Raw genomic sequence first — 18,067 nt, forward strand, 5'->3', positions numbered from 1 at the left:
GATCTGCTAATACCCTCACGATGAAAGCAGCTACTGATGGCGCGAAAGGTTATCGTCGCCTGATTCCCTCGCTCACGGCGCTCGTCGAATTCGAGGCCGTCGCGAGGCTACGAAGCTTTACCAACGCAGCGGCCGAGCTCGGCGTCACCCAGGCCGCCGTGAGCCGGCAGATCCGGCTCCTCGAGGAACTGCTGAACGTACGGCTGCTAGATCGGCTGCACCGCAATCTGGCGCTGACGAAAGAGGGCGAGGCGCTGTATGCGGTCGTGTCGGAAGCGATGGGGAAAATTGCTGGCGTCTTCGACCGCTTGTCCACGGGTATCGACGATGAAGAACTCGTGCTGGGGAGTACGGCCGCGTTCTCGCATTTTCGTTTGATGTCGAGCGTGGGCGTATTGAAACGGCTGCACCCCAATCTCAGGGTGCGTCTCACCACGACGATGTTTACGGCCGACCTTCGCCACAACGAAGTCGATGCGCTCGTACGCTTCGGGAACGGAACCTGGAGCGACGGCACGTCTTATCTGTTGTTCGAAGAGCAGGTGTGCGCCGTTTGCTCTCCGCGATGGCTCGAGGAGAACGGCACGCCCCAGACGCTCGAAGAGCTGACCGCCTGCAGCCTGATTGCGGACGATCCGACTTCCGAGGGCTGGTTGACCTGGGAGCAATGGTTCAAATCGCTCGGTGCGCGCCCGAGCAAGCTGAAGTACGGGTTACGGACCTGCCTTTATCCGGACGCGATACAGGCCGCGCGCGATGGACAGGGCGTGGTGCTCGGCTGGGCCAGGTTAATTAACGAGCACCTGGAGTCCGGGGAGCTCGTTCGTGTGACCAATGCTTCCTTGGCGCTGAGCGATGCCTACTACGTCGTCGTGCCGCACGGGAAAAGCATCACGCCGACGATCCAGGCGCTTATCGAGCTGTTGCGCCGCGCCGCCGGCGTGGCTTACCCCACGCTCGATCCGGCCGACGTGCCGCGCGCCGAAAACCATAATCTAAAGTAATGGATGGAAGAAAATAAAGCGCATTGACGGCGTTTTTGGGGAGTTCAATACTGGCGCCAACACGAGGACATGAAGTCCCGATACCCCCAAAAACGTTGGAGAAAGACGATGTCTGAAGCCCAGTTGAAGCCTCTTGGAGAACTGGTTCGCAGCCGCGAGCCCGGATGTGGATTACCGGGAGAGGTTTTTAGCCGGCAGGATGTTTTCGACACCGATGTCGATATCTTTTTCCAGAAGCACTGGATCGTGGTTGGCGTGACTGCCGACGTGCCCGAACCGGGCGACGTGTCGGTCGTCGATATTGGCAAGGCTTCGGTGATCATTGTTCGCGACGACGACGAAGGTATTCGCGCCTACCGCAACGTGTGCCGTCATCGCGGAGCCCGCTTGAAAGAAGCGGGCAAGTCGACGGTGGGCATGCTGGTATGTCCCTACCACCAATGGACCTACGACCTCGACGGCGCCTTGCGCCACACGAAGTATATGGGCAAGGACTTCGACGCGACCTGCCGCAATCTGCTGCCCGTGCATCTGAAGGTGGTCGGCACCCATGTGTTCGTGTGCTTCGCCGACGAGCCGCCGGCCGACATTGCGACGCTCGAAGAAACGATGGCGCCGCGCTTCGCACCTTACGGACTGCAGAACACCCGGATTGCGTTCGAGTCCGAGATTGTCGAAGACGGCAACTGGAAGCTCGTGATGGAGAACAACCGCGAGTGCTACCACTGCGAAGCGGGGCATCCGGAGCTCACGATGTCGTTCGTGGCGGAGTCCACCGGCTCCAGCGCCGACGACATGGACGAGGAGTCGTCGCAGGCGCTCGACGCCTATAACAAGCTCAACGCCGACTGCCAGAAAGATTGGGAGAGCCAGGGATTGTTGTGCACGGCGGTTGAGGCGCTCAGTGGCGACGTCGCCACGCATTTCCGTACCCAGCGGCTGGTCATCGCGGGCCATGGCGAGTCGCAGACGATGGACACCAAGGTCGCGTGCCAGAAGTTGCTGGGCGACTCCACGCGCCGCGACCTCGGCGATACGCACATGTGGACGCACAACTCGTGGACGCACGTGATGAGCGACCACGCGATGATTTCGTGGATCATCCCGCTGACGCCCGAGAAGACCCTGGTCCGTACGAAGTGGCTCGTGCATGCGGACGCGGTGGAAGGCGTGGACTACGACGTGAAGAAGCTCACCGAAGTCTGGGTCGCCACGAACGCGCAGGACGCGAGCCTCGTCGCCATCAATCACCGTGGCGCACAGGACCCGGGTTACATCCCGGGTCCGTACTCGCCGATCACGGAAACCTATGTCGACCAGTTTGTCGACTGGTATGGCGCGCGTTTGAAAGCGCACGGCGTTTGACGCCGAAGCCGATCGGGTCGCCGATGAACGGAAGACGGTTCGGCCGTCTTTCGTTTTCGTAGGTGAATCACGCCGCGCTTTCCGCCTCGATGACCGGTTCGCAGCGGATCGGGAAATTAACCGAGTTCGCGATATAGCACTTCTCGTGTGCCGCATGATGGAGCTGCACGGCAAGGCCGGGATCGTCGGCGGCGCGGATGGTCACGCGCGGCCGCAGCACGATCTCGCTGAAACGGCCCGCTTCGTCGGCGCCGTCGATCATCGTGCCCTGCGCCTCGTCGACATAGGCGAGCACGGCGATACCCGCGTCGGCGCACAGGTGCAGATACCAGAGCTTGTGGCACGCGCTGACCGAGGCCACGAGCAGTTCCTCGGGGTTCCAGCGCTCGCGGTCGCCGCGAAACGCGGGGTCCGACGAACCGGCGATGGCGGCCTTGCCCGCCGCTTCGATCGTATGGTCGCGGCCGTAGTCGCGATAGCCCGAGGTGCCGGTGCCACGATTGCCGGTCCATTGCACCGTTACCGTGTAGTGGTGTTCCTTGTGCGCCATTTCCGCTCTCCATGCGATAGGTCTGCGCGCATTATCCCATCGATTCTTCATCGCGCGCGGGCCGCGATTCGTTGCCATTGCGGCTCTCGCGCGCATCGCTTTGCTTGCACATTTCGCCCGCTTTTTTACGGGATTTTTTCTTGTGACCCCTCGCGCGCAAACCTGGACTTGGCGGCATGGAAACGACGGGGGAGGCCATGTCGACACACCATGCAACGCAACCGCAAGACGAGCGCAGCACCTGCAATCGACCCGGCATCGGCCGGCTGGTGCTGCGGCGTTTCGATCCGCAGCGCGACTCGTGGGAGCGGCTCACGCAACTGCTGCATCGCGCGTTCACGCGGCTCGCGTCGCTCGGCCTGCACTGCGCGAGCGCGGACCAGGCAGCCAGCGCCACGCGAGCGCGTGCGTTGGCGGGCGACTGCTTCGTCGCCGTGTGCAATGGCCGCATCGTTGGCACGATGACGATCGAAGGGCGCGACGGCGCCTCGCCTTGCGAGCACTATCGCCAGCACGGCGTGGCCACGCTGCACCAGTTCGGTATCGAGCCGACCTGGCAGGGCCGTGGCATCGGCCGTGCGCTGCTCGCCTTCGCGTTGCCGCGCGAAGCGGACGCTCGCTTCGCACGTTGAGCGTGCAGCGCTCGCGCATCGCGGTGTCCAGGCTAGGTGTCCTGTTTGCCCGCGCCCGCGCGTTCGAGCCAGCGTATGAACTCGGCGGCCGGCATGGCCTTCGCATAGAGCCAGCCCTGCGCGAATTGCACGCCGTGCTCGCGCAGATAATCGGCCTGCGCCTCGAACTCCACGCCTTCGGCCACCACCGCGAGCCCCAGTTCGTGAGCCATGCCGATGATGTGCGGCACGATCGCGTTGACTTCCGCGCCCGTCGCCAGGGCGTTGACGAACGACTTGTCGATCTTGATGCCGTCCACGGGGAGCTCCTGCAGATAGGCGAGGCTCGAATAGCCGGTGCCGAAGTCGTCGATGAAGACCTTGTGGCCCGCGTCGCGATAGCTTTGCAGAACCGGCGCGCATTGTCCCGCGTCGATGAACGCGCGCTCGATGCACTCGAACCAGATCTGGCCCGGCAGCACGTCGTGCCGTGCGAAGCAGGTACGCAGGGTTTGCAGCACGCGCGGCGAGATCAGGTCGTCGCGCGTGACGTTGATCGATACGTGCAGGTCGCGGCGCTGCGTGAGCAGCGCGCCAATGCCTTCGGATACCGAATCGATCATGAGGTCGGTAATGCGCTGGACGAGGCCGAGCGATTCCGCCATCGGAATGAACGAGTCGGGCGTGATGACGGTGCCGTCGGGGAGCGTCCAGCGCACCAGCGCCTCCGCGCCCACGCAGCGCCCGGTCCGCAGTTCGATGAGAGGCTGGAACCACGCCGAGAATTGCCGCTGGCGAAGCGCTTCGAGCAGCGTATGGCGCGGCGTATGGAGCTTGCGACGCCAGTGCAGCAGGAGCCACGTGGCGAGCGCGCTCGCGAGCAGCGCCGGCGCAACAAGGGTCTTGATCTGCGCCGCGAAATCGGGGCGAATGCGCCCCTTGGGCTCGTACGCGACCACGGCGAGCGGATAGCGCTGCGAGCGATCGATCACGTAATAGCGGTCTTCGAAGTAACGCGTGGACGGGTCGCGAAAGAGCGCGGCCTTCACGAGCGCCAGGTCCGCGAGCGGCCAGCGCGCGATGACCGTGCCGTCGATCGATTCGAGCAGCGCGAGCTCGATGGTGTCGTCGAGCGGCACGATGTCGACGTAGAAGCGCGGATCGATCACGACGATATGCTGTCCGAGCCGGATGTTCAGCATGCGCTGTTCGTTGCCGCGCTTGCCGATCTCGGTGTGCCACACCGTGAAGCCCGAGCGATACGACCATTGCGCGGGCGGCAAGGTGCCGTCGGCCACGCCGCGCAGCGAGGAGCAGCGGATTTGCTCGCCGTCGGTCCAGGCGACGTTGCGGACATAGCGATGCCGCGCCTCGACAAGACGCATCGCCTGCAGATGCTCGGGCGTGCAGGGCGTGCCGTCGTAGGGGGTGAGCGCATGCAGCGCGGATTCGGCCTCGGCGGTCACGAGCTCCGCGCGCAGCAAGGCGCGCTGCGCATAGTCGTCGACCTGCTCGCGCTCGCTGCGCTCGTGCACGGCGTTCGCGACGTAGATGGACGCCGCGAGCGTTGCGCAGACGCCGAGGGCGATAAAGCAGAACATGACCAGCGCGGACAGGCGGCTTTGCATGGCGGATGAACGCGAGCGTCGTGCGCGAAGGGAAAAGGCCTGCCGATGTTAACGCCTTTCACGCGGCGCCGTGCCGGCGGTGCGCAGGGTGGGGCTCGAACGCCAGGGCGGCGACTCGTTGCGCATGAGCGCGAGACTCACTGCGTTTGCGTGCTCTGGCTTACGACGCGATTTCGCCCACTTTCTTTCGCCACATAGAGCCGCTGGTCGGCCACGTGCATGAGCGCCTCGTAATCGGCGGGGCAGTCCGCGGGACTGGCGGCCACGCCAATGGACACCGTGAACGCGATGGCCTCGGGATGCGCGGCGCCGGCGCGCGCCGATGCATCGTCGCGCGCATGGGCTTCGATCGCGAGGCGCACGCGTTCGGCCACGGCGCTGGCCGTCGCGAGATCGGCGTCGGGCAGCAGCGCGGCAAATTCCTCGCCGCCCATGCGCGCGGCCAGGTCCACGCTGCGCAGGTTCGCGCGCAGGATGCTGGCCAGGATCGTGAGCACGCGGTCGCCGGCGGCGTGGCCGAAGCGGTCGTTCACGCGCTTGAAAAAATCGATGTCGAGCATGAGCACCGCCAACGCAACCGGTTGCTGCGACGCGCGGCTCGCGCGTTCGAGTGCTTCCGCGAAGGCTTCCTGAAAGCGGCGACGGTTCGCGAGGCCCGTGAGCGGGTCGCTGCGGGCGAGCGTCACGAGCCGTTCGCTGGCCACCACGTAATGGCCGAATATGCTGGTCACGATGCGCAGCGTGCCCATCAGCAGCACGCCGAGCATGATCCACGCGGCAATCAGCGGGCTGCTCAGCGCGCGGCGCGCCGCGGCGAGCGTGAGCTCGGTGTTGTTGGTGGAGGCCATCAGCATCCAGTGCGACTGGCCGATGCGCCGGTAGAGCAGATACTGGCCGTTGCGTTCGATATAACCCGAGCCGCGCTGCATCCACGTATCGACCGATGCCTGGGCCGTTTGCAGCAGGCTGGGACTGAAGCGCACCGGGCGCTGCTCGATCATCGCGCCGTTGCGGAAGTACACGATGCTCCCGTTGGTATTCAGGAGCCCGAACTCAACGGGATGGTCGTCGTCGTCGATCGCGCCGCCCGTGGAGAGCTGCAGCGAGAGCAGACGCGATTGCGTGATGTCCATCACCACCGCGCCGCGAAACTGGTCGCCGAGATAGACGGGCGCGCTCAGTGTGGAAATGGCCTCGCCCTTTTGCAGCCCGGCGTAGACGGGTGTCCAGAGCACGTCGCGGCGCGGATTGCGCTCGGGTAGCTGGCCGCGGTAGTAGTTCATGGTGTTGAAGCGGTGCAGCAGCTCGGGCACGCTCAGGTCCTGATGCTCGGGCGCGATCACGAACACCCCGTTCGGCGAGATGAATGCCACCGTGCTTTGCACGGCATCGGCGTGCTGGCTGATTTCCACGAGCGGGCTCAGCGCGCGTGCGAGCGCAATGTCGCCGGGCAGCAAGGCTTCGTCGCGATGAAAGCCGTCGAGGCCCGCAAGCGCCGCCGCATTCGTGCCGAACACGGCCGGGCCGCCCAGCGAGCCGGGGGCGCGCCAGATCGGCCGCGAGGTTTCGCCGAGCACCGCCTGCACGGCCGGGTTTTGAATACCGAGGCGTTGCTGCGTGCCGGAGGCGAGCACCTGCTCGGCGTAGTTGCGCAGGAACATGAGGCGGCGGCGCTCGGAATCGATGAGCGCGTCCACGCCCACGGCGCGTACTTCGAGGTCGCGCTGGCGGCTTTGCAGGTCGTCGCGCGTGAGGTTGTAGAGCTGGCGCAGGCCCACGACGGTCACGAGCGTCATGGCGCCGATGAAGCACAGCGTCACCACGAGACGCGGCCGCTTCATGACGATGCTGGAGAAACGGTCGGGCCGCGTGCGGCCTGCCGTGCGCTTCGCGCTGCGCTGCATGGAGTCCCCGACCTTTCGAAGGTGTCTGGTCGCGCCGGCGCCTCGGCCGGGTCGCGCGCCAAGCATAGCATCGCGGCCGGCGGCTGTGCGCCGTGGCGGCTGGCGCGGCGCGTGCGGACTCCAGGCACGCGCGACCGTCGTTCTAGCCGCGCCACGCCGAGCAGCGGATCACGCTGCAGAAGTTGCCCGCGTGGAAATGCGGGTCCTTGTCGGCGAGCACGTCGGCCTTCACGTTGCCGAAGGTGGTCTCGGGCTTGTGGCGAATGCCGTCGTAGAACGCGTGGATAATGTCCTCCTTGAAGTGCTCCGTGCGCGGATGCGCGCACACGACCGCTTCGCGTTCCGCGTCGCTATATTGGTGGTAAGTGAGGCCGAGCACATCCATCTCCACGCCTGCCGTGACGAGCGCGATCACCGGGTGCATATGCTGAGGAATGCCAGGCGTGGTGTGAAGCGCGATGGCGGTCCACACGAGATCGAGATCGTGCTGCGCGATGCCGCGCGTGCGCAGGAACTCGCGCGCGGCGTTCGCGCCATCCACTTCGAAGCGCTCGTGCTCGCTGCTGTGCGAGTGCATGAGCCCGACGTCATGAAACATGGCGCCTGCGTAGAGCAGCTCGCGGTCGAACTTCAGCCCGCGTCGCTGGCCGGCCAGCGCGCCGAAATAATAGACGCGGCTCGAATGGTGGAACAGCAGCGGCGATTCGGTGTCGCGCACGAATTCGGTGATTTCGCGCGCGAGCTGACTGTCGGGAACGGCGACGCCGGCAAGGTCGGGGCTCATGGTGGGGCTCCATCGAGGGGGGAAGATGGGATCTATTGTGGTCTGTGATAGCATCGTCTCTTATCGATGTAGAACGTCGTTTTCTGCCATTTCGCGCGCGATCCGGACGCATGTGAGGCACGTGCCCACGCTGCCTCCGGCCAGCGCGGGGCACAGGCCGGAGGCCGACCCCTTATGCCTAAAATCGTCGCCATTCTTGCGCTGCCGGGCGTGCAGCTGCTCGACGTGAGCGGTCCGCTCGACGTGTTCGCGCAAGCCAATACGGAAACGGGACGCACGGTGTACGACCTGCGCGTGATCGCGTGCCGCGCGGGGCCCATTCGCAGCTCGTCGGGCGTGCGCCTCCTGCCCGACGAGGTGGCGGGGCAGACGCGCGAGCGCATCGACACCCTGCTCGTGGCCGGCGCGCCCGACGCCGCCACGCTCCAGCTCGCGCCGCGCGTGCTCGAGTGGCTGCGCGCGACGGCGGCGCGCGCGCGGCGCTATGGCTCGGTGTGCACGGGTGCGTTCGCGCTGGCGGCCAGCGGCCTGCTGGACAAGCGCCGGCTGACCACGCACTGGGCCGCCGTGGAGGCGCTCGCGCAGGCATGCCCCACGGTCTCCATCGAAGCCGATTCGCTCTACGTGCGCGACGGCCGGCTGCGCACGGCGGCAGGCGTGACGGCGGGTCTCGATCTGGCGCTCGCGCTCGTGGAGGAAGACCTGGGACGCGAGATCGCGATGCGCGTGGCGAGCCAGCTCGTGATGTTCTTCAAGCGGCCCGGCGGCCAGTTGCAGTTCAGCCGCAAGGGCGAGACGCGTCCGGCGGGGCGCTCGGCACTCCAGGAGGTGCAGCGCTGGGTGGCGGCCAATCCGGCGCTCGCGCACCGCGTGCCCGACCTCGCGGCGCGCGTGGGGCTGAGCCCGCGCCATTTCGCGCGCCTGTTCCAGGCCGAGGTCGGCATTACGCCCGCTGCGTGGGTTGAGGCCGTGCGCGTGGACGCGGCACGCGAACTGCTCGCAACGCAGGGCGACGCGCCCAAGCGCGTGGCGGCGCGCTGCGGCTTCGCGAACGCCGATACGTTGCGGCGTGCATTCATCAAGCATATGGGCGTGACGCCCGCGGAATACCGGCGGCGGTTCGGCGGCGGGGCGCAGGCAGCCGGCGCGGCGCGCGCACGAGACTGACCGCGCAGGGTGGGCACGCGCCGCACGGTCCGCTGAGATGATTCGTTACGCATCTTTGCGGGAAGCCAGGCGGAATTTCAGGCAAGAGTCGTCGATCCCGGCGATAATCGCAGCGATGAACGCGCCGCCCGATCGGGTTCGATTTCGGGTTTTAATGCGCGATGCATGTTTGCCGCCACGGCATGCAATGCGCAGTGCTGAATATTGCAGGCGGCGGCAGGAAGAGACTGGAAGGTCGCACGGGGACGCTCCCAAAGCCGACATGAGCGGCAAGGGGGAGCAGGCGGCCGGGGCATCGACGCCGTTGACTGGCGGCGTGCGAATGCCATGACAGGAGCTTTGCCCGGCGCGCCTACGCCACGCGCCGTTCGACGAAAACAAGAATTCACGCGACAAATTATGTATTCGATCTTGCCCGCGTTCGTATCCGCCTTGTTTCTCGGGTTCGGTGTGTACGTGCTGCTCACGGAAGGCGTGTCACGCCTTTCGCTGCCTTTTGCGGCGATGTGCGGGACCACCTTTGTCTGGCAGGGCACCTGGGCATTCCTGTTTCAGACATCGGACCCCGAACTGTCGGGTGCGCTCGTCAAGTTTGGCTATCTCTTCATCCTGTTTCTGCCCACGACCTTCTATCACTTCGTGATCGAAGTCGCCACGCGGCGCAGCGAGCGTCCATTGCTTTTCGCGTCATACGGCCTGTGCGTCGTGCTCGCCATGGTGCTCGCGGTGAGCGACCACGTGGTCGCGGGCTACGGCAGCTTCTTCTTCGGGAAGTACCCGCGCGCGGGGCTGCTGCATCCGGTGCACGTCGCGCAGACCGTGCTGCTCGCGCTGCGTAGCGCCTGGCTGTTGCTGGCCGCGCGGCGCCAGACCCACGCGCACGACCGCCGCAAGCTGCTCGATCTTTGCCTGCTGAGCCTGTGTCTCTACGGACTGGCCGCGTCCGATTACGCGGTCAATTACGGCATTGCGTTCTATCCGGTGGGCGCCGTCTTCATCGCGGTGAGCCTCGGCATTCTCGCCGTGACCATCGTGCGTTACGGGCTCATGCGGCCGTATCTGCTCGCCGCGACCGTGGCGCACGAAGTGGCCACGCCGCTCGCGGCCATCGGCATGCACGCCGAGGAAATCGGCAACGTGCTGCCCGAGCTCATGCGCGGCTACCAGCTCGCGGTGCAGCACCAGCTATGCGTCGATGGTCTCTATCCGGGGCAGTCGGAACGTCTTTCGTCGCTGGCCACCTCGATACAGCGGCAGGTGGACAGCACGAGCACCGTCGTGGAGATGTCGCTCGCGTCGTTCACGCTCGACCGGCTCGACCGCCGCAGCTTCGAGGACTACTCCATCCGCTCGTGCGTGAACGCGGCGCTCGAACGCTTTCCGTTTCGCGCCGGCGAGCGCGAGATGGTCAACGTGCTGCCGATCGATCCGCAACTGAAGTTTTCGGGCTCCGATTCGCTGATCGTGTTCGTGCTCTTCAACCTGCTCAAGAACGCGCTGTTTGCGATTCACTCGGTTGGCAGCGGCAGCGTGGAAATTGCGGCGACGAGCGAGGACGGCTATTGCGTGCTGCGCTTTGCCGATGACGGCCCCGGCATTCCCCCCGACGTGCTTCCGCACGTTTTCGAGCCGTTCTATTCCACCAAATCGCATGGCAAGGGCACGGGCATGGGGCTCGCGTTTTGCCGGCGCGTGGCCCAGGCGCTGGGCGGCACGATCACCTGCGAGTCCGAGCCCAACGTGGCGACCACGTTGACGCTCCATCTGCCCGAGCCGGGGTCGCCAGCCGACCGCGCGCTTCACGACACGGCGGGCAAGCCCCGCCGATGGCCGGCGGGGCAGGACTACGCGGGTTAAGTCAATTTACGGCTTTGCATATAAAACCTGAATATAAGGTCTGAATATGGGCTGGCTTGCGCCTTAATTCGCCCCTGCGGGCAGGATCAGCTCATATTCCTTGACGCGCTCAATAATCCCCGGCGGAAAACGGCGAATCCGCTTGTCGGTGCCGGCAAAAAGAATCTGCTGGTAACCGAGCGAAACGGGACGCCCGTCCACACAAAAGCGAAACACCAGATAGGCGGAGCATTGGCGCACCTGGAACGTGTTCATATAGCAATCGACGCGCTGAAACGGAAACGTCTCTTGCACATATTCCTGGTGCGCGCGCTTCGTAACGAAGACACCGCCCGCCGCGAGCAGATTATTATGGATGCATTCGTGGAACCAGCGCTCGCGGCAAATGCCCTGCCATTCGAAATAGCGGGCGAAATAGGTATTCATGAAGGCATTCGAGTCCTTGAGATAAATGTCGATGACATGATGGAAGGTCTTGCTCGGCGTGGCTTCCATGATTTCGTCGGAAAAGCCGTTGGCGCCACGGGAGAGCACGGCGGGGATCGATTCACGGGCATTCATTGAAATACTCCAGATAGAAATGGCCGCTGGCGGCGGCCGCGCATGCCTTCGATGTTTGAAGACATGCGCCAATTCTCTTCGCGTTCCCCGGCCGCCAATACCGTCTTCAGCACATAGTCGAGACGATCCTTGCGCGGCCCGCGCGCCGGATCGCAGGCAAACGCGCTTCCGGTTGCCCGCGCAAACGATTCCGCGCGCCTGAAAACGCGATGCGCGTCGTCCGGGGCGCGAGCGGCGGTTGCGGGGCGCGCCCGCGAGGCCGCATAATTTGGCAGCTACGGGTTTTGGCGGACCATGCGCAATGAATCGCGTGCCGGATGGCGGCGCGAGTCGTGCATCAAGTCCCGCCGCAGGCCTGTCGCGAGCACTGAGGCCATTACATGAGTTCCATCGTCAGACAGCCGGTTTTCTACCCCGTATCCGTGGTTTTCCTCGACGACAGCGAGGATTTTCTGCACGCCCTGCGCGGCTTCTTCCCCAATACGCACACGCATCATTGCTTCACCTCGCAGCCCGAGGCGCGCGCGTTCGTCGAGACCCACGGCGCGCGCGCCTCGGGCCATAGCCCGATGTCGGGCGCCGCGTGGTCGGAGTTCGAGAAGCGCGGCGGCAACGCGCTCGGCCACGACGCGATGGCCGACGCCAACCGCTTCGCGGAAGTCGCGGCCATCGTGGTCGACTACGACATGCCGGGCCAGGACGGGCTCGAATTTCTGGCCTCGGTGAAGGACGCGAATTGCACGCGCATCCTGCTCACCGGCACCGCCGACGAATCGCATGCCGTGGACGCGTTCAACGCGGGGCTCATTCACTTCTACGTGAAGAAGTCGGACCCGGGCATGACGCGCAAGCTCGCTCAGGCGCTCGCCAATGCGCAGCGCAAGTTCTGCGCGGGGCGCGGACATATCGGCGTGCACGGCACGGGCGCGGCCTATGCGGACCCGCGCACGGCGGAGGAGTTGCAGGCGCTCGTGCAGCGCGAGCGCATCGTCGAATACTATTGGCGGCCCGAGCAGAACGCGGTGCTCACGTTCGACGCGGCGGGCCATGCCGGTGTGTTTCTCGCGTGGGACGCGCACGACTGGGCCGCGCAATGCGATGTCGTGAGCGACGAGGGCGGCCCGGCGGCCTTGCGCGAAGAGATGGAAGGGCGCCGCGTCATGCCGGTGTTCTGGCCCAACGAAGCGTACCGGCCGGGCATGGCCCGCGTGGAGTTCGCGGCGCCGCAGCCGGTGCCGGGCACGCAGGACATGCATGTGAGCTGGACCCGCATCGATGACCCCGAGCTTGCGTCGGGGCTCGTCACCTATGCACAGTGGTTGCGTGCGCAACGGAATACGCAAGGCTGAAGCGCATGATCACGCGGATGTCCGGTCTCGCGACATCGGCGCGTACCACGGGCACCCGGCTGCGCCGCCCGCCGCGAGCTGGCGGCATATTGACTTCGCGATGTAATCGTCGGTGTGATAGCGTGTCGGGCACGCGCGCGCGGCACGCCGGATCATGGTCCTCCGGCGTCGCACCGCCAGAGGACACATTCATGCAGACCACCGAACTCGCCAACTGGAACCAGTTCATGGAGCTGACGACCCAGCTCGACGGCTGGGCGTTTCGCGGGCAGCAGAACGCCCAGTGGCGGCTGGAGAGCTCGCTTTCGCGCTACATGCACGATTTCGTGGACGACCGCAACCAGTGGCGCGCGCGCGAGGAGCGCGCGATTCGCGTGTTCCGCCGCAAGGCGCACAACTTCCTCGCGCATCCCGGCATTCTCGCCGACGACCTGCGCTGTCTCGCGCTCATGCAGCACCACGGCGCGCCCACCCGGCTGCTGGACTTCACGAAGAGCCCATTCGTGGCGGCCTTTTTCGCGCTCGAGCGCGCGACCGGCGACGCCGCCGTCTACGCGCTGAACACCCCCGCGCTCTGGAACAATCGCGCGCGCCCGAAAGCCGATCCGGTGCTCACGCGCGACGTGATCGACCCACGCGTGCCCGGCCACTTCGAGCGCTATTTCTTCTGCAATACCAATGAAATTTTGTGGTCGGGCGAGCCCACCGAAATGGACGACCGGCTCGTGGCGCAGTCGGGCACCTTCGTCGTGCCGGGCGTGATCGACAAGCCGTTGCAGACCATTCTCGACGGCTATGAGAGCAACGAGGAACTGCTGCATCAGATCGTGCTGCCCGCGCGCATCCGCATGGACGCGATGAAGTGGCTCTACCGCATGAACATCACGAATGCGTCGCTGTTTCCGGGGCTGGACGGCCTTGCACGTTCGATCGGCGTGGAGCTGGAGATCGTCTGGTCGGGGATGATGCAGGCGCCGTGAGGGCGCCTGGGGGTTCCTGGACGCGCTCTTTAATCTCTGCCTTACGAGGCGTCCACATCTTCGCCGCGCTGCACGGCAATGCTTCGCGCAGCGGCGAAGCACGCGGCCAGCGTGCCTTGTGCGCCGATCAACTGCACGCCCGTGGGCAGTTCGTCCGGTGCGTGGCAGGGCGCGCTCACCACAGGCAAGGCCGCGAACGAGACCGGTTGCGTGAGCCTGCCCAGCGACTTCGCGGGTTCGAGCAGCGTGCCGTTCACGTCGATGCTCGCATCGGCGAAACGCGGGGCCGCAAACGGCGTCGCGGGCGCGATCAGCACGTCGTAGCGCGCGAAGAACGTGCGCATGCGAGCGCACCACGCTTCGCGTTGCGCCAGGGCTTGTGCATAGGCGGCATCGCTCGTCGAAAGACCCGTGACGATGCGCGAGCGCAGGCGCTCGGACACGCACGATGGATCATCAGCGTCGAGCAGCGCGCGATGAGCGCGCGCCAGTTCGTAATTGGAAACCGTGAGCGCCGCGGCGCGTACTTCGGCCAGCAAGGCTTCGTCGATGGGCTCCTGCTCGACGTGCTCGAAGCACGCCGCGGCGCGTTGCACCGAGCGGCGCGCCTGTGCATCGGCGAATTGCTCGAAGCCTCCGGTGAGCACGGCCACGCGCAGCGCTGTCCCGGCGCGTATCGCGGCGCGCACGCGAGCGGCCTCCGCAGCGTCTTGCTCGCCGAGCAGCGCCTCATAAAGCGGGAGCAGATCGCTGAAGCTACGCGCGAAGCCTCCCGCCACGTCGAGCGATGCGGCATAGGGCAGGCAGCCTTGCATCGCGAGCCGGCCGTTGTCGGGCTTCACGCCCCATAGGCCGCACAACGCGGCCGGCGCGCGAATCGATCCATTGGTATCGCTGCCGAGCGCGAGCGGCACGTAGCCCGCTGCGATGGCGGCCGCCGACCCGCTCGACGATCCGCCTGTCATGCGCGCGGGATCGGCGGGCAGGCGCACCGCGCCGAAGTGCGGATTCTCGCCAGTGGCGCCGCAGGCGAGTTCGTCCATGTGCGTGGCGCCCACGGGCACCGCACCCGCCGCGCATAACCGCGCAACCAGCGTGGCGTCGGTGTGCGCGGTCGGCAGCGCGAGCCGCGCGGGCGAGCCGGCCACGGTCGTGTAGCCGGCCACGTCGAAATTGCTCTTCACCAGAAACGGCACGCCCGCGAGCGGCCCCGGATCGCGGCCCGCGCGCACGGCTGCATCCACGCGGCGCGCGTCGCTCAGCGCGCGTGCCTCGAAGGTCATCGAAACGGCGTGGTACCGCGCGTCGCGTGCGGCGACATCGGCGAGCACCGTGCGCACGAGCGCTTCGGCGCTCGCACGGCCCGCACGAACCTCGCGGGCCAGCGCGCGCGCGTCGCGAGCAAGCGGCGCTGCGCTCATGCGCGTCCCATGAAGCGGCGCGGAATCGCGAGGATGAGCGCCGCCGCGCTGAACAGCGTGAGCGCGAGCAGCGCGACGCCCATTTCCGTGCTGCCCGTAAGGCCCTTGAGGTAGCCCATGATCGACGGTCCCACGAATCCCGCGACGGCGGCGCCGATGTTCACGAGGCCCGCGCCGCTCGCGGCCGCGTCGCCGGCGAGGATGCGCGAGGGCAGACTCCAGAACATCGCGAGCGTGCTCATGATGCCGGCCACGCCGACGGTCAGGCAGGCGACGGCCAGCACCGGATGCGCACGCATGCCCACGCTCGCGAGCAGCGCCATGCCGCCCACGATCACGGGCGCCGCGGTGTGCCAGCGGCGCTCGCCGGTGCGCACCGAGTGCTGCGCGTTCGCCACCATCGCCACGGACGCGACGAGATAGGGCACCGCGCTGATCAGGCCGATCGCGAAGTTGCTGAGCGTGCCGAGCGCCTTGATCATGGTGGGCATCCAGAAGATCAGCCCGTAGTTGCCCACGTTGTAGAGGAACGAGGTGCAAAAGAGCAGCCACAGCGTGGGCTCGCGCAGCGCGGCGCCAAGCTGCGCGCGCTTGCCTTCGGCTTCGGTGGCCATCTCGGCGTGGACCATGCGCTTTTCTGCGTCGGTGAGCCAGTGGGCGTCCTCGATGCGCTCCGTGACCGTGGCGAGCAGATAGAAGCCGAGCAGCACGGCCGGCAGGCCTTCGATGAGGAACATCCATTGCCAGCCGCGCAGGCCGAGGCCGCCGTGCGCGGCGTCCATGATCCAGCCCGAGAGCGGACCGCCGATCACCACGCCCAGCGGCATCGCGAGAAACAGCAGCGCCATCACCTTCGAGAGCCGGCGCGACGGAAACCACACGCTGAAATACGCGATCACGGCCGGAAAGAAGCTCGCCTCGGTCACGCCGAGCAGGAAGCGCAGCGCGTAGAAGCTGGTCTGGTCGCGCGTGCCGAGCGTCGCGATGGAGACGACGCCCCATGCGAGCATCGACCCCGCAATGCACTTCTTCACGCCGATGCGCCTGACGAGCCAGCCCGCCGGAATCTGCAACAGCAGGTAGCCGACGAAGAACAGGCCCGCGCCCACGCCATAGGCTGCTTCGGATAACTGAAGATCGTTGACCATCTGCAGCTTCGCGAAGCCCACGTTCACGCGGTCGAGGTAGCCGAAGAAATAGCAGACGAGTATCAGCGGAATGATGCGCCGCGTGAGCTTGGCGTAGAGCGTTTCGATGTCGGGCGCTGCGAGGCTCGCATGAGCCTGTGCGCCGGACTGCATGCCGGGCGGACGCGCCGCCCCGTCGGTACTGGCCATGATCTCTCCCTGGGGATGGGGTGGGCGCGCGTCAGGCGTGCGCGGCTGCGTTGGGGTTCGTGTTTGGGTTCGCGTCCGGATTCGCGGCGGGCGCAGCGGCGCGCGCGTGCGGACGGCGCAGCGCGCGGCCAGGGCGGGCGCCGGTCGGCTCGGCATGCGCGAGCACGGCCTCGCCATTGACGAAGACATGCTCGATGCCTTCGGGGCGCAGCGTGGGCTCGGCGAAGGTCGCGCGGTCGATCACGCGCGCGGGGTCGAACACCACGAGGTCGGCGTAGTGGCCCACCTTGAGGTGCCCGCGCGCTTCGATGCCGAACTGCTCGGCGGTGAGGCCCGTCATCTTGCGCACGGCCGCTTCGAGCGGGAACAGGCCACGCGTGCGCGAGAACTCGCCCAGCACGCGCGGGAACGTGCCCCAGAGGCGCGGATGCGGCCGCGCGTCGTTGGGCAGGCCGTCCGAGCCCACCATCGTCATCTCGTGCTGGAAGATGCGTTCGACGTCGCGCTCGTCCATCACGAAGTAGATGGCGCCCGCGGGGCGCAGCGCCTCGATCGCGGCTTCGACGGAGCCGCCGAAGCGCGGCAGCAACGCGTGGAAGTCCTGCCCCGCAAGCTCGGGATGCGGCTTCGACCAGGCGAGCATCACGCGCGAAGACTGGCGGATGCGGTCCGCGCGCAGCATTGTCGAGGTGGCGGGATAGGGGTGGCAGTCGAGGCAGAGCGGCTGCAATGCGCGCTGGGCGTCGATGCGCGCGAGCGTTTGTACTGAGCGGCCGTGATTTTCCTTGCCGGCCACCTTGTGATGCGAGAGCACCACGCGCACGTCGAGCGCCCGGCCGATGGCGAATGCTTCTTCGAGCGAGGCCATGATTTCGGCGGTTTCGTCGCGCAGATGGGTGGCGAACACGCCGCCCGTTTCGCGCAGCGGCGCGCAGACATCGATCAGCTCTTGCTGCGTCGCGGCGGCGGCGGGCGGGTAGAACGTGCCCGAGGACACGCCGAACGCGCCCGCGTCCATCGCCTCGCGCACGTCGGCGGCCATGGCGGCGATCTCCGCGGCGCTGGCCGCGCGCTGGAGATCGCGCATATGGCGCACGCGCAGCGTCGAATGGCCGACCAGCGCGACCGTGTTCACGGCGGCGGGCGCGGCGTCGAGCGCGGCGAGATAGTCGGCGAACGAAGCAAAGCGGAATGTCTGCCACGCACCGAGCAGATCGAGCGGCTGCGGGACGTCCTGCTCGGCGCGCAGGGGCGCGAGGCTGATGCCGCAATTGCCGGCGATCACGGTGGTCACGCCCTGGCAGACCTTGGGCTCCACGCCGGGGTCGCTGAGGACGAAGGCGTCGTCGTGGGTATGGCTGTCGATGAAGCCGGGGGCGACGATATGGCCCGCGGCGTCGATCTCGCGCGTGGCCGTCGCCGCGCTCAGATCGCCGATGGCGGCGATACGCTCGCCGTTGATGCCGAGATCGGCGCTATAGCGGGGCGCGCCCGTGCCGTCGATGAGTTCGCCGCGGCGCACAATGACGTCGAAATGCATGGAGTCTCC

At 66.5% G+C, this 18,067-nt stretch carries 16 protein-coding genes; 7 read left to right on the plus strand and 9 right to left on the minus strand.

Going from position 1 to position 18,067, the window contains the following annotated elements; genetic code table 11:
• Positions 1-20 precede the first annotated feature (20 nt).
• Together U5775_RS00360 and U5775_RS00365 are read left to right on the plus strand one after the other, a co-directional pair.
• The gene (locus tag U5775_RS00360; protein WP_322056132.1) at positions 21-1,004 is read left to right on the plus strand and encodes a LysR substrate-binding domain-containing protein; all 984 of its coding nucleotides are present in this window, start codon (positions 21-23) and stop codon (positions 1,002-1,004) included.
• 108 nt (positions 1,005-1,112) lie between these two features.
• Entirely contained in the window at positions 1,113-2,369 is a 1,257-nt protein-coding gene (locus U5775_RS00365; protein ID WP_322056133.1) for an aromatic ring-hydroxylating dioxygenase subunit alpha, read from the plus strand.
• A gap of 67 nt (positions 2,370-2,436) precedes the next feature.
• Here the strand turns inward: U5775_RS00365 and U5775_RS00370 are convergent, their stop codons facing one another.
• Positions 2,437-2,919 carry an OsmC family protein gene (locus U5775_RS00370; protein WP_322056134.1) on the minus strand — a complete coding sequence of 161 codons (483 nt, stop codon included), beginning with the start codon at positions 2,917-2,919 and terminating at the stop codon, positions 2,437-2,439.
• Positions 2,920-2,950: 31 nt separating this feature from the next.
• A complete protein-coding gene (locus tag U5775_RS00375) occupies positions 2,951-3,118 on the minus strand; it encodes a hypothetical protein (protein WP_322056135.1) in 168 nt (55 codons plus the stop codon).
• On the opposite strand from U5775_RS00375, the gene U5775_RS00380 reads away from it, so the two are divergent.
• Positions 3,117-3,551, plus strand: a complete 435-nt coding sequence (locus tag U5775_RS00380; RefSeq protein WP_415913482.1) for a GNAT family N-acetyltransferase — start codon at positions 3,117-3,119, stop codon at positions 3,549-3,551. The genes U5775_RS00375 and U5775_RS00380 overlap by 2 nt on opposite strands.
• A 32-nt stretch (positions 3,552-3,583) precedes the next feature.
• Here U5775_RS00380 and U5775_RS00385 read toward each other — a convergent pair whose 3' ends face one another.
• The 3 genes from U5775_RS00385 to U5775_RS00395 form a co-directional block, all read right to left on the minus strand.
• Positions 3,584-5,158: an EAL domain-containing protein gene (locus tag U5775_RS00385; RefSeq protein WP_322056136.1), complete on the minus strand. Its 1,575-nt coding sequence runs from the start codon at positions 5,156-5,158 to the stop codon at positions 3,584-3,586.
• A 137-nt stretch (positions 5,159-5,295) separates the two neighbouring features.
• On the minus strand, positions 5,296-7,062 hold the full coding sequence (locus tag U5775_RS00390) for a diguanylate cyclase (protein ID WP_322056137.1): 1,767 nt from the start codon (positions 7,060-7,062) through the stop codon (positions 5,296-5,298).
• Between the two features lie 142 nt (positions 7,063-7,204).
• On the minus strand, positions 7,205-7,846 hold the full coding sequence (locus tag U5775_RS00395) for an HD domain-containing protein (protein ID WP_322056138.1): 642 nt from the start codon (positions 7,844-7,846) through the stop codon (positions 7,205-7,207).
• 174 nt (positions 7,847-8,020) lie between these two features.
• On the opposite strand from U5775_RS00395, the gene U5775_RS00400 reads away from it, so the two are divergent.
• Together U5775_RS00400 and U5775_RS00405 are read left to right on the plus strand one after the other, a co-directional pair.
• Positions 8,021-9,013 (plus strand): GlxA family transcriptional regulator, encoded by a 993-nt coding sequence (locus U5775_RS00400; protein WP_322056139.1) that lies wholly within the window; start codon positions 8,021-8,023, stop codon positions 9,011-9,013.
• Positions 9,014-9,412: 399 nt separating this feature from the next.
• Positions 9,413-10,870, plus strand: a complete 1,458-nt coding sequence (locus U5775_RS00405) for an ATP-binding protein (RefSeq protein ID WP_322056140.1) — start codon at positions 9,413-9,415, stop codon at positions 10,868-10,870.
• 63 nt (positions 10,871-10,933) lie between these two features.
• On the opposite strand, the gene U5775_RS00410 is transcribed toward U5775_RS00405, so the two are convergent.
• Positions 10,934-11,431: an acyl-CoA thioesterase gene (locus tag U5775_RS00410; protein ID WP_322056141.1), complete on the minus strand. Its 498-nt coding sequence runs from the start codon at positions 11,429-11,431 to the stop codon at positions 10,934-10,936.
• A gap of 380 nt (positions 11,432-11,811) precedes the next feature.
• Between U5775_RS00410 and U5775_RS00415 the strand changes: the two genes are divergently transcribed.
• Entirely contained in the window at positions 11,812-12,780 is a 969-nt protein-coding gene (locus U5775_RS00415) for a response regulator (protein WP_322056142.1), read from the plus strand.
• 191 nt (positions 12,781-12,971) lie between these two features.
• A complete protein-coding gene (locus U5775_RS00420) occupies positions 12,972-13,760 on the plus strand; it encodes an FRG domain-containing protein (RefSeq protein ID WP_322056143.1) in 789 nt (262 codons plus the stop codon).
• A gap of 41 nt (positions 13,761-13,801) precedes the next feature.
• Here U5775_RS00420 and U5775_RS00425 read toward each other — a convergent pair whose 3' ends face one another.
• The 3 genes from U5775_RS00425 to U5775_RS00435 are packed head-to-tail and all read right to left on the minus strand — an operon-like array spanning position 13,802 to position 18,058.
• Entirely contained in the window at positions 13,802-15,181 is a 1,380-nt protein-coding gene (locus tag U5775_RS00425) for an amidase family protein (protein WP_322056144.1), read from the minus strand.
• Positions 15,178-16,518, minus strand: a complete 1,341-nt coding sequence (locus U5775_RS00430) for an MFS transporter (RefSeq protein WP_415913483.1) — start codon at positions 16,516-16,518, stop codon at positions 15,178-15,180. Before U5775_RS00430 ends, U5775_RS00425 begins: the two co-directional genes overlap by 4 nt.
• A gap of 31 nt (positions 16,519-16,549) precedes the next feature.
• Positions 16,550-18,058 (minus strand): D-aminoacylase, encoded by a 1,509-nt coding sequence (locus tag U5775_RS00435; RefSeq protein WP_322056145.1) that lies wholly within the window; start codon positions 18,056-18,058, stop codon positions 16,550-16,552.
• Positions 18,059-18,067 lie beyond the last annotated feature (9 nt).

This window comes from Paraburkholderia sp. J63 (assembly GCF_905220245.1).
GTDB lineage: Bacteria > Pseudomonadota > Gammaproteobacteria > Burkholderiales > Burkholderiaceae > Paraburkholderia.